Origin of the sequence: Sinomicrobium weinanense, from assembly GCF_018863395.1 — a bacterium.
GTDB classification, from domain to species: domain Bacteria; phylum Bacteroidota; class Bacteroidia; order Flavobacteriales; family Flavobacteriaceae; genus Sinomicrobium; species Sinomicrobium weinanense.
The window spans coordinates 1,154,921-1,167,836 of the sequence record NZ_JAHKRR010000001.1 but is presented as its reverse complement, the minus strand read 5'-3'; the positions used below and the strand labels follow the sequence as shown (position 1 = coordinate 1,167,836).

Sequence of the window (12,916 nt, the reverse complement as noted above, 5' to 3'; positions counted from 1 at the left end):
TTTCCACCGGTTCCCGAGCGTAGCCGAGGGATAAATCGTAAATATATTATTATTTTAGCGACAAAACCGTCAATATATGATCTCAAAAGAACAATTCGACCGTGAAATAAACCTGATCGTTGCCAATGCCATACGCGAAGATGTGGGCGATGGCGATCACAGTTCACTGGCCTGTATCCCCGCTTCGGCACAGGGAAAGGCCAAACTGCTGGTCAAGGACCAGGGTATTATAGCCGGAGTGGAGTTTGCTGAAAAAATTTTTGACCATGTAGATAGAGACCTTCGCCTGGAGGTACAGATCCGGGACGGACAAAAGGTAAAACACGGTGATATTGCTTTTTATGTGGAAGGGAGGTCACAGTCCATACTCAAAGCAGAGCGTTTGACGCTCAATGCCATGCAGCGTATGAGTGCCATTGCCACCAAGACCCGGAAATACGTGAACCTTCTGGAAGGTACCGGGGCAAAAATACTCGACACCCGTAAGACCACCCCGGGAATAAGGGCCCTGGAAAAATGGGCCGTAAAGATCGGAGGTGGTGAAAACCACAGATTTGCGCTCTATGATATGATTATGCTTAAAGACAATCATATCGATTTTGCCGGGGGGATCACCAAAGCCATTACCAAGACCCGGAAATACCTGGAGGAAAAAGGAAAAGACCTTAAAATAATTGTGGAGGCCAGGAACCTTGACGAAGTGGAGGAGATCCTGCAATGCGGAGGGGTGTACAGAATATTGCTCGACAACTTTAGTTTTGAAGATACGACAACGGCCGTAAAACGCATCGCAGGAAAATGCCAGACGGAATCTTCGGGTGGGATCAATGAAAGCACCATAAGAAAATATGCCGAATGCGGTGTGGATTATATTTCATCCGGAGCACTCACACATTCGGTTTACAATATGGACCTGAGCCTGAAAGCTGTTGATGGGTAGAGAAGAAGTTGGAATAGATCGGATTATCTGGAAGGGAACACCCCCCTAGCCCCCCTCAAGGGGGGAACATTAGCGCTCTTTAAAAGAGAAAAGTTCCCCCCTTGAGGGGGGCTAGGGGGGGGTAACCCAAAATAACCTCAAATCGTAAATCGATATGTCATTAGAAATAGAAGAAAAGCTCTCTAAAATTCCTGTGATCAACCTTCTTGTTGCCTTTTTCAAGAAGATAAAATTGAGGGCATTTGAAGGGCTTTCGGTTTATGATCTGCTGGAAATGTATGTGCTCGGCATAGTCAAAGGGGCGTTGACATACAGGGCGAGTGCCATTTCCTTTAGTTTTTTTATGGCTATTTTTCCTTTTTTGCTGTTTGTGCTCAACCTCATTCCTTATGTGCCCATTAAAGATTTTCAAACCCAGTTCCTCCAGTTTATCGATGGGTTGCTACCCCCGGAAACCGCTTCTTATTTTAATCCGATCTTTAGTGATATTGCCGGAAAAAAAAGGGGGAGCCTGCTGTCTTCGGTATTCGTGCTCTCCATTTTTCTGATGACCAACGGGATCAATGCCGTTTTCGGAGGGTTTGAGACTTCTTATCATGTAAAGATCAGCAGAAACGTGATCAGGCAATATTTTATAGCCCTGGGGGTAGCGGTTATCATGGCCCTGTTGCTACTGTTTTCGGTCGCGGCCTTTATCTTTTTTCAGACCGATATCATAGACAGGTTGAGCAAGGGGGGCTATATCGAAAATGTGGAACTGTGGATCAATATGGGAAAATACCTGTTCTTTGTGTTCATAGCCTATCTTTTTACTTCCATACTTTATTATTTTGGTACAGCCGAAGGCAAAAACACCCGCTTTTTCTCACCCGGCGCACTCCTGACTACCATATTGTTTGTCCTTACATCTTATTTCTTCGGGGTATATATTGAAAATTTTTCCCAGTACAACGAATTATACGGCTCTATCGGAGCCCTGTTGATACTGATGCTGTATATCTGGCTCAACTCCAATATACTGCTGCTCGGTTTTGAACTAAATGCTTCCCTGCGCAGCCTGAAACGAAAATTTTAATATATTTATTTCTGTAATCATAAAAAACAGAGAAGATGGGACACATCGTAAAGTTATGCGGTATTTTTTTCCTGATGGGGATTGTTTCTGCAACAGCCCAGGATATTTTTGGTCAATGGAAGACGATAGACGACGAAACAGGACAGGAAAAATCGGTAGTAGAAATATATCAGGAAAACGGAAAGGTATATGGAAAAGTGGTAAAGATCGTAAATAAAGACAGGCAGGATGCCAAATGCGATAAATGCAAAGGAGATAAAAAGGACAAGCCCATCCTGGGAATGGTCATTGTCGAGGGTCTGGAAAAAGACGGCGGTGAATATTCCGGCGGAAGCATACTGGACCCTAACAAGGGAAAAGAATACCGCTGTAAACTATGGCTGGACGAAGACGACCCGGACAAACTGAACGTACGGGGCTATGTTGCTTTCTTTTTCCGTACGCAAAACTGGTTCCGGGTGAAATAACGTCTTTCTTCTTCCTTATATTTGTTCCATGCAACAAGAGTATTTTGTAGACGTTATTCTGCCCATACCCATAGAAAAACAATTTACGTATCGCATATCCGAAAGGGAATATGGTTTTATACGCCCGGGAATGCGGATAGCGGTGCCGTTCGGCAAATCAAGGATATATACCGCACTTGCCTGTAAGTTACACCAAAATGCGCCGGAGATCTACGAAGCCAAGGAGATACACCAGATCCTTGATGAAGCCCCGATAGTAACGGAAAAGCAATTACAACTCTGGTTCTGGATCGCTTCCTATTATATGTGTGCTCCGGGCGAAGTATTCCGGGCTGCTGTTCCGGGGGCATTGCTCATAGAAAGCGAGACCATCGTGTTGAGGAACGAAGAGTTCTCCGCCTCCGAAACCACACTGAAAGACGACGAATGGCTCATCTATGAAGCACTACAACACCAGCCCATACTGAAAGTCACCGAGATCTCGGCAATCCTAGACAAAAAGAACGTGCTTCCCGTATTAAAGCGCCTGCTGGAAAAAGACGTTATCCGCGTCAAGGAGGAGATACACGAACAGTATCGCCCCAAACTGGTACGGTTTGTACGTGTAGCCCCGGCTTACGACTCCGAAGAAGCCTTGCGGGAATTGCTGGATACCCTGGGCAGGGCACAGAAACAGAAGGAAGTACTGATGGGCCTGTTTTCCATTTCTGCAAGCACCAAAAAACCGGTAAAACTAAAGGAACTTCAGGAGAAGACCGGCGCGTCTGCCGCTGTGATCAAGACCTTGCTGGACAAGAAAATACTAGAAGATTACCATATACGGACCGACCGGGTAGAATATTCGGGGAACCCTGTGAATGAAACCAGGGAACTCAATGAGTTCCAGGCCAAAGCACTGTCTGAGATCAAAGAACATTTTGAAAGCGGGGACGTTACCCTGCTATACGGTATTACGTCGTCCGGAAAGACGGAGATCTACGTAAAGCTCATTGAAGAGGTGCTCGCACGTGGAAAACAAGTGCTTTACCTGTTGCCCGAGATCGCCCTTACTTCGCAACTCATTCATCGTCTGCAAAATTATTTTGGCGAACAGGTAAGTGTGTATCATTCCAAATATTCCAATAACGAAAGGGTAGAGGTATGGAACAACTTATTAAGGAATTCCCCTAAGACCAGGATCGTACTCGGTGCCAGATCGTCGGTGTTCCTGCCGTTTTCTGACCTGGGACTGGTTATTGTGGACGAGGAACACGAGGCCTCTTTCAAGCAATTCGATCCCGCTCCGAGGTACCACGCCCGCGATGTTGCCGTAGTATTGGCACACATGTACGGGGCCAGGGTGCTGCTCGGCTCTGCCACACCGAGCGTGGAAAGCAGTTACAACGCCAAAACAGGGAAATACGGGCTGGTAGGGTTGACACGGAGGTATGGCAATGTACTGTTGCCGGAAATGGAGCTGGTGGACATCAAAGACAAGCGGAAAAAGAAAAGAATGAAAGGCCATTTTTCCGATCGCTTGATGGAAGAGATCAGGGATTCCCTGGCTGAAGACGAACAGGTTATCCTTTTCCAGAACAGGCGGGGATATGCTCCTGTTATGGAATGCAATACCTGCGGGCACAGTCCGCAGTGTCCCAGTTGTGATGTCAGCCTCACCTATCACCAGACCAGGAAGCAGCTGCGCTGTCACTATTGCGGGTATCATATAGCACTGCCGCTGAGCTGCATGGCCTGCGGAAGTAGCGAGCTGGAGACCAAAGGCTTCGGCACCGAACAGGTAGAGGAAGAACTGAGATCACTGTTTCCCGATGCCAGGACCGGAAGGATGGATTCTGACACCACCCGCGGCAAATACGGTTATGAAAAGATCATCACCGCATTTGAACAACAGGAGATCGATATTCTCGTAGGAACACAGATGCTTACCAAGGGACTGGACTTCCGGAATGTGAGCCTGGTGGGGATCATGAATGCGGACAGCCTGCTCAATTATCCCGATTTCCGGGCTTTCGAACGCAGTTTTCAGCTGATATTACAGGTGGCGGGCCGTGCGGGAAGGACCGAAAAACGGGGCAGGGTTATCATACAGACCTACAACCCCTACCACCAGATATTGCAGCAGGCCTCCATGAATAAATACGGCGACATGTTCACCGATCAGCTCAATGACAGGAAACAGTTTTGCTATCCGCCGTTTTACCGGCTTATAAAGATCTCCCTCAGGCACAAAAATTACAATACGGTGCAGGAAGGATCTGTATGGTATGCAGGAGCCCTGCAAAACTATTTCGGTGCCGCCGGATGGAAAAAAGAATATATACTGGGGCCGGAATCACCGTCGGTAGGGAGGATAAGGAACCATTATATCAAGGATATACTGATAAAGATCCCGCAGGGACAAAACCTCAGGGCCGTAAAAGAGGGGATATTGCGTATTCACAAAAGTTTCGGAGCCATAGCAACTTACAGGAGTGTCCGGGTGGCTTTTGATGTAGATACGTATTAGTGTATTGAATGGTTCAAGGTTTAAAGTTTTGGCCCCTGAGCCCTTCGGTTAAATACTATACTGAGTTTATCGAAGTACTCAGGATAAACTAAAATCGAAGGGAAGGTTCAAAGTGCTATAAATTTCCAGCTCATATATCCTCACATCCGCATACCCGAACACCCGTATCATTTCCCGAGTATTTCTGCCAGTTGGGCCTTGCGGTTACGGCTTAAGGGTAGTTTGGTGCCGCTTACTTCTACAATACGGCTGTTATAGCGGTCTACCCTGTCCAGGTTGATAATAAAGGATTTGTGTATCCGCATAAAACGTTCTGACGGGAGTTCGTTCTCAAAGGATTTCATGGTCGAAAGCACAATGATGCTCTCTTCTTCGGTAACCAGTTTTACATAATCGCCCAAAGCCTCTATCCATTTGATCTCATTGAGGAAAACCTTGTGTTTTTTCAGGTTGCTCTTCACAAAAATATGATCGTCGTCCTCCTTGGCCGCTGTTTTGAGCTTGTGTTTTTCCAGTGCCCGTTTAACGGCCATGTCAAAGCGTTCCATGGATATGGGCTTGTGCAGGTAGTCGGTGACATCGTAGTCAAAGGCCCTCAGTGCGTATTCCGCTTTCCCGGTGATGAGGATCACTTGCGGAGGATCCTGCAAAGATTCCAGGAGGTCAAATCCGGTGATGATAGGCATTTCTATATCGAGAAAAATAAGGTCTACCTTTTTCAGCTTTAATCCGTTTTTAGCTTCAATGGCATTTCCGTATTCAGCGATGAGTTGAAGAGAGTTGTTATTCTTAATAAGTTTCGCCACCGCCATTCGCTGAATGTTGGAATCATCTACAATTATGCAATTCATCTTCATTGCTAGCTATTGCCTTTTGGTTAAGTTCATTCCTGTTATATGCGAAAAAATCGTCTATGGGCACTTGGTTGGGGGGCCCTGCGTTTATGGTTTTATCCCGGGGGTAGTTGGGATAAGACAAAAATAATAAACAATTTTACTGAAATTTTTCCCATCCACCAATTTTGTGGTAGAAAAAAGGAATAAAATAAATAATAGGATCAAATATTGATGCATATTTTTTGTTGTTAAAACATAAAAGCAGTATTTTTGCGCCTCAAAATAAAAATGTTAATTATGAAATGCCCGTATCTGAAGTTTTCGGATATCGACAGAAATGATCAAAAGGCATTCCATTTAACCTATTAAAAACAAATTAAATATTAACAAATGAATCATTACGAAACTGTTTTCATTCTTAATCCCGTTTTATCTGATACCCAGGTAAAGGAAACAGTTAAGAAGTTCGAAGATTTCTTAACTTCCAGGGGAGCGGAATTTGTATCCAAAGAGGATTGGGGGCTTAAAAAGCTGGCTTATCCCATTCAGCACAAAAAGAGCGGCTTTTATCACCTGTTTGAATTCAAAGTGGCCGGAGAGGTTCTCGCTGCTTACGAAACAGAATTCAGAAGGGACGAAAGGGTTATGCGTTATTTAACCGTAAGTCTTGACAAGCACGCTATTGCTTGGGCAGAGAAACGTAGGAACAAGTTGAACCAAAAAGCGTAAGGAATTATGTCATCTATCGAACAACAAGCCAAAGGAAAAAAAGACGGGGAAATCAGATACCTGACCCCGCTGAACATAGAAACGAGCAAGGCTAAAAAATACTGCCGTTTTAAAAAATCCGGAATCAAATATATCGACTATAAAGACCCGGATTTCCTGCTCAAATTTGTAAATGAACAAGGCAAGATCTTACCCAGGAGACTTACCGGAACGTCGTTGAAGTACCAGAGAAAAGTGTCTGTGGCTATCAAAAGAGCACGGCACCTGGCTTTAATGCCTTATGTAGCTGATTTGTTAAAATAAAAAAGGGCAGACTATGGAATTAATATTAAAGAAAGACGTAGATAATTTAGGATTTAAAGACGATTTGGTAACCGTAAAGAACGGTTATGGTCGTAATTATCTTATTCCGCAGGGGTTTGCCATACTGGCTACACCTTCTGCCAAGAAAGTACTGGCAGAGACCCTGAGACAAAGGGCATTCAAAGAGCAGAAGGTCATCGACGATGCCAGGAAAACTGCCGAAGCCCTGAATAAACTAGAGATCAAGATCACTGCCAAGGCAGGAAGCGGAGACAAACTCTTTGGTTCCGTGACCACTATAAACCTTGCAGAAGCCCTCGAAAAAGAAGGCCATGGCATTGAAAAGAAATATATTACTATCAACGGTGGAAGCGTTAAGCGAACCGGAAAATACAATGCCGTTATCCGACTGCACAGGGAGGTTATCGTAGACCTGCCTTTCGAGGTTGCTGCGGAAGCCAAATAGTTAACCGACAGCGTTAATAAAATCTTAAAAGCCGCTTATAAAGCGGCTTTTTTTTGTTGTATATTGTATGTTAAAATCAGTTTTAATATACAACTAACTCAACACTTTATGAAAAAAACAAAGATTTTATTAGCGCTTTTGCTGTTTGTCTTTGCGGGGGCTATCCGGGCACAGGTAACTACGGCCAATATGAAAGGCCTTATTACCGATACTGATAATGAACCACTTGCCGGTGCCAATGTGGTTGCCGTTCATACACCGACGGGAACTACCTATGGCGTTGCTACGAATTTCGATGGCAGGTTCAATTTACTCAACCTGAGAGTAGGAGGGCCGTATACAGTAACCATATCTTATATTGGCTTTCAAACCCGGGAATATACCGATGTTTTCCTGGAACTCGGAAAGACCCTAACCGCAGATGTGGCTCTGATAGAAGACAGCCAGCAACTCGAAGAGGTGGTGATTACCGGGAGCAGGACGGGAGTCTTTGGCAGTGGCCGGACAGGGGCAGAGACCAATGTGGGAAGAAGGGAACTGACCACCCTGCCTACCATTACGCGTTCTGCACAGGATTTTACCAGGATGGAACCATCGGCCAGCGGAGGATCGTTCGGAGGGAGGAACGACCAGTATAATAATTTTTCCCTGGATGGTTCTATTTTTAATAACCCCTACGGATTGGATGCTGCCACCCCGGGCGGACAAACCGAGGCGCAACCTATCTCACTGGATGCTATCGACCAGATACAGGTGGCCACTGCACCCTATGATGTAACACAATCTGGTTTTACAGGGGCATCGGTCAATGCCGTGACCAAGAGCGGAACCAATGAATTTCACGGTACGGTCTACGGCTTTTACCGGAACCAGGACCTTACGGGCAGTAAAGTGAAAGGCGAAAAAATCTTTGTCCCCAAACTCACCCAGGCGCAATACGGAGCGAGTATAGGAGGCCCGATAGTAAAGAACAAACTTTTCTTTTTTGCTAATTTCGAACGTGACCAACGGGAAGACCTGGGGTCTTCCTGGATAGCTAACAGGGGTACGGGCACCATTAATGAATCGCGCGTACTTGAAAGCGATCTTATGGCTGTTTCCAATGATTTGGCAGCCCTGGGCTACGAAACCGGGTCTTATGAAGGATATATCCACGAGACAGAGTCTGTAAAGGGAATTTTTAAGCTCGATTGGAACATCAATGACAAGAATCGCCTGGCTTTTATCTATAACTTTCTCGACGCTTCCAAGGAAAAGCCGGCACATCCCACTGCCATAAGCAGAAGGGGACCGGATGCCACTACGCTTCAGTTCAGGAATTCCGGGTATCGTATAAACAATGAGATCCAGTCCTTTTTGATAGAGCTGAACTCTAACTTCACAGATCATATAACGAATAAGTTGCAGGTGGGATATACCCATTTCAACGATTTCCGGGACCCTTTTTCCACTCCCGCTCCGGTGATCAATATCACCAAGGACGGTTCTCCTTATATCATTGCCGGGCATGAGCCCTTTTCCATAAATAACAGGTTGGATCAAAAGGTTTTCCAGGTGACCAATAACCTCAATTATTTCCGGGGAGACCACACTTATACCTTTGGAGTTTCTTTTGAAAAGTTCATGTTCAAGAATTCCTTTAACCTCACCGGGTATGGTTTTGATATATTCGCAAGTGTGGATATCAATGATTTTAGTGCAGCCAATTACCAGGAAGCATTTGACAACGCCATGGCCACCTTCGAAGCAAAAAACGCTGCGGGCGATGGCAATGACGGTGGATGGAACCTTTCTGAGGTCAATGTGGGGCAACTGGCCTTTTACCTGCAGGACGAATGGAATATTACAGAAAACTTTAAGCTCACTTACGGCGTCCGTATCGATAAGCCCCTGTACTTTAATACCTCCGACCTGGTGCAGAAATACATAGATACCGACAACGGCCAGTTCTACAACCCGTCCACGGCCTATTTTGATCCCGATACGGGAGAAGAGGTATTCTTTGATTCCACCAAAATGCCGAATGATAACCTGTTGTGGTCGCCCCGCCTCGGGTTTAATTGGGATATAAACAGCGATAAATCCCTGCAATTGCGTGGAGGTACGGGTGTTTTTACCGGGCGGTTACCTTTTGTATGGATAGGCAACCAGGTGAGCGGAATAGACCAGTTCTTTTATCAGATCGTCGACCCCGACTTTAAATTCCCCCAGGTATGGAGAAGCAGCCTGGGCATCGATTACAGGTTTGAGAACGGTTTGATCGCAACGGCCGACCTGGCCTATACCAGGGATATCAATGCCGTACATGTACAGAACTGGGGATTAAAAACCCCTACCGTTACACTAAACGGTGTAGATTCCAGGATGGTCTATGGCCCTGAAGATAAAGGGGAGTACCCCGGCTATGTGCTGACCAATTCAAACAAGGGCAGGGTGTTCAATGCTTCCCTTCGCCTGCAGAAGCACTTTGATAACGGCCTTTACACCAGCCTGGCTTACAATTATCTCGATTCCAGGGACGTAAATTCCATTGAAGCCGAGATCACCGGCGATGCTTTTACGTTCAACCCCGCTTTGAACAACGTAAACAACGATGTGCTGGCACATTCCAAGTACGGGGACAAACACCGTATTGTTGGAATAGCATCCAAGCAATGGAAATACGGTAACGACAAATGGGCTACAACCATATCCACTTTTTTCGAATATGCTCAGGGCGGACGTTTCAGTTATACTTATGGAGGGGATATTAATAACGACGGTTCGGTGATGAACGATCTTATCTATATTCCCACCGCTGCCGAGGTCAACGAAATGCAGTTCACCGGTCAGGGCCAGGCAGAAGCCCTGGAAAATTATATTCAACAAGACGATTATCTCAGCGACCGCAGGGGGCAGTATGCCGAAAGATACGGGGCCATAGCGCCGTGGAGGGGAAGATGGGACTTTAAATTTTTACAGGATTACAATATTCAGGTCTCTGAAGACAAGGTCAATACCATTCAGTTCAGTGTGGATATCCTTAACCTTGGCAACCTCATCAATTCTGATTGGGGACTGGTACAGGAGATCACTAATACACAACCTATCGGAGTTAGGGTAGAAAATAACACCCCTGTATATACCTTTAATCCGGATCAAACCAGGACATTTGTCTACAACAGCAACCTGGATTCCAGGTGGCAGATACAATTTGGTTTGCGTTATAGCTTTTAATTCTGAAAGAAAAATAAGAAATTTGCACCGTTTTTGTTCTTCAGGGATGAAAACGGTTTTTTTATATAGATAGGATAACAGGATAAACATGAAATACAGGCGACTTACAAAAGAGCAGATGGAAGAACTGCACCAGGAATTTATCAATTTCCTGGCCACACAATCCATCACTGCCGACGAATGGAAAGAGATAAAGCAGGAAAAACCCGAAGCCGCTGAGGAGGAACTCGATGTGTTCAGCGACCTGATCTGGGAAGGCGTGCTCAACAAGGTAGAATACCTGGAAAACATATCGGCCCGGCAAATGCACCTCTTTTACCTTGCGGACAAGGAGATGAAGCTCATCGCCATAAGAGTACAGAACCCGGATATTGACCTGACGACAAAGGAAGGCTTCGGCTGGTTCAAAAAACACTTTATGACCGATATGGTAGAGATCATGACAGCCACCAAAGCGTATTCCGAAGACCGGAACCGGGACAGGTTTGAACTGATCGAAAAGGGTGCCGTAATTACCAAAGGCGAACTGTATCGCTGGTTCTATGAGATAATGAACGAAGAATAATGGCGGTTATGTCAAAAATTAAGATATTTGCCCTTCGGCTCCCTTCGGCTTCGCTCAGGGACCACCGCTCAAGGACCAAACTTTGAACCTTGAACCTGTCACCCTGAGCGTAGTCGAAGGGTTGAACTTTAAACATTGAACCCATCAACATGGCACAAAAACCAGGTATACCTAAAGGAACCCGGGATTTTTCTCCCGCAGAAGTAGCCAAGCGAAATTATATCATTTCGGTCATACGAAAGCATTTTGAATTGTTCGGTTTTCAGCCTATCGAGACCCCCAGCTTTGAAAACTCATCGACCCTGATGGGAAAATACGGGGATGAAGGGGACCGGCTTATTTTTAAAATACTCAATTCCGGCGATTTTCTGCGTAAGGTAGATGACGCCCTGTATACAAGTAAGGACAGCACCAGGCTGACCGGGAAAATATCGGAAAAAGCACTCCGGTACGATCTTACCGTTCCTTTTGCCCGTTATGTGGTGCAGCACCAGAACGAAATAGACCTCCCGTTCAAACGGTATCAGATACAACCCGTATGGCGTGCCGACAGGCCCCAGAAGGGGCGTTTCAGGGAGTTCTACCAGTGCGATGCCGATGTTGTAGGGTCACAGTCGCTCTGGCAGGAAGTGGAGTTTGTTCAGCTCTACGATACGGTTTTTTCTGCCCTGGGGCTCAAGGGGGTAACGATCAAGATCAACAACCGGAAAGTACTTTCGGGTATTGCCGAAGTGATAGGCGAAAAAGACAAACTGATCGACTTTACCGTAGCCCTGGACAAGCTCGATAAAATAGGAGAAGAGGGAGTGAAGAAGGAAATGCTGGAAAAGGGGATCTCCGAAGCTGCCATAGAAAAAGTACAGCCTTTGTTCCGCTTTACCGGGACAGCCGTTGAAAAACTGGACCGTTTATCCGAATTGCTAGGCAGCTCGGAAGAAGGGACAAAAGGAGTGGAAGAACTGCGTTTTATCTGCAATACGATCGAAGCGACCGGATTGGAGGCCGCTACTCTCGACCTGGATGTTACCCTGGCACGCGGGCTCAACTACTATACCGGCGCCATTTTTGAAGTGGCAGCCTCTGGTGTGGCCATGGGTTCCATAGGCGGAGGCGGCCGGTATGACGACCTCACCGGAATATTCGGCCTTAAAGGCATCAGCGGTGTGGGTATCTCCTTCGGGCTGGACCGCATCTATCTCGTCCTTGAAGAACTCGGGTTATTTCCCGAAACCGTGACCTCTTCCTCCAGGGCATTGTTTATCAATTTCGGAGAAGCAGAAGCCCTGTACAGCATAAAAGCAATACAGTCACTGAGAAGATCGGGTATTAAGGTAGAACTGTACCCTGACAATGCCAAGATGAAAAAACAGATGCAGTATGCCGACAAAAGGAGTATTCCGTTCACTATACTGGTTGGGGAAGATGAGATGAACAAAGGCCACTATACCCTGAAAAACATGCAGACCGGAGAACAAAAAGCAGTGTCGCTCAAAGAACTGACTGAGGTGCTGGCCGTATAGGTCACTCCGGTAAGATCCCTCAATAATAAAAGCGAAATAGCCAAAGAAGCAATCCGGATCCAGAACAGGGTCCGTTTTGTGTATCTATGGCTATTTCATCACCCCAAACTTACGAATACCTTAGTGCGGATAAAATTACCCCCTCTATCCGCACAACCGGTATTGTATTAACAAATATACTGTGGTACCTCTTACCCGGAAATACCGGAAATCAGGGATTTTTATGAAACCCGCAGGATGGCCCCAAAGAACGGTATTCAGGGAAACACATAATATAGATATTTAACACCCGG

Annotated in this window: 11 protein-coding genes; 10 read left to right on the top strand and 1 reads right to left on the bottom strand. The window is 45.9% G+C overall.

Annotated elements, in window-relative coordinates; translation table 11 throughout:
- Positions 1-76: 76 nt before the first annotated feature.
- The 4 genes from nadC to priA all read left to right on the top strand — a co-directional run bounded on the left by nadC (position 77) and on the right by priA (position 4,988).
- Positions 77-940, top strand: coding sequence for a carboxylating nicotinate-nucleotide diphosphorylase (nadC, locus tag KN811_RS05040; protein WP_187967018.1), 864 nt, complete (start codon positions 77-79; stop codon positions 938-940).
- 154 nt (positions 941-1,094) lie between these two features.
- Complete coding sequence (locus tag KN811_RS05035) at positions 1,095-2,015, top strand: YihY/virulence factor BrkB family protein (protein WP_187967017.1); 921 nt, start codon at positions 1,095-1,097, stop codon at positions 2,013-2,015.
- A gap of 35 nt (positions 2,016-2,050) precedes the next feature.
- Positions 2,051-2,482, top strand: coding sequence for a DUF2147 domain-containing protein (locus KN811_RS05030; RefSeq protein ID WP_187967016.1), 432 nt, complete (start codon positions 2,051-2,053; stop codon positions 2,480-2,482).
- A 28-nt stretch (positions 2,483-2,510) separates the two neighbouring features.
- Complete coding sequence (gene priA, locus KN811_RS05025; RefSeq protein WP_187967015.1) at positions 2,511-4,988, top strand: replication restart helicase PriA; 2,478 nt, start codon at positions 2,511-2,513, stop codon at positions 4,986-4,988.
- A 167-nt stretch (positions 4,989-5,155) separates the two neighbouring features.
- On the opposite strand, the gene KN811_RS05020 is transcribed toward priA, so the two are convergent.
- Positions 5,156-5,845: a LytR/AlgR family response regulator transcription factor gene (locus KN811_RS05020; RefSeq protein ID WP_187967014.1), complete on the bottom strand. Its 690-nt coding sequence runs from the start codon at positions 5,843-5,845 to the stop codon at positions 5,156-5,158.
- A 369-nt stretch (positions 5,846-6,214) separates the two neighbouring features.
- On the opposite strand from KN811_RS05020, the gene rpsF reads away from it, so the two are divergent.
- From rpsF to hisS, 6 genes are all read left to right on the top strand, one after another.
- Positions 6,215-6,553, top strand: coding sequence for a 30S ribosomal protein S6 (gene rpsF / locus KN811_RS05015; protein ID WP_187967013.1), 339 nt, complete (start codon positions 6,215-6,217; stop codon positions 6,551-6,553).
- Between the two features lie 3 nt (positions 6,554-6,556).
- Entirely contained in the window at positions 6,557-6,856 is a 300-nt protein-coding gene (gene rpsR, locus KN811_RS05010; protein WP_187967023.1) for a 30S ribosomal protein S18, read from the top strand.
- A 13-nt stretch (positions 6,857-6,869) separates the two neighbouring features.
- Positions 6,870-7,322, top strand: a complete 453-nt coding sequence (gene rplI / locus KN811_RS05005; protein ID WP_187967012.1) for a 50S ribosomal protein L9 — start codon at positions 6,870-6,872, stop codon at positions 7,320-7,322.
- Between the two features lie 108 nt (positions 7,323-7,430).
- Positions 7,431-10,538 carry a TonB-dependent receptor gene (locus KN811_RS05000; RefSeq protein WP_187967011.1) on the top strand — a complete coding sequence of 1,036 codons (3,108 nt, stop codon included), beginning with the start codon at positions 7,431-7,433 and terminating at the stop codon, positions 10,536-10,538.
- Positions 10,539-10,626: 88 nt separating this feature from the next.
- Positions 10,627-11,103 (top strand): DUF6495 family protein, encoded by a 477-nt coding sequence (locus KN811_RS04995; RefSeq protein WP_187967010.1) that lies wholly within the window; start codon positions 10,627-10,629, stop codon positions 11,101-11,103.
- 149 nt (positions 11,104-11,252) lie between these two features.
- Entirely contained in the window at positions 11,253-12,623 is a 1,371-nt protein-coding gene (hisS, locus tag KN811_RS04990) for a histidine--tRNA ligase (RefSeq protein ID WP_187967009.1), read from the top strand.
- Positions 12,624-12,916 lie beyond the last annotated feature (293 nt).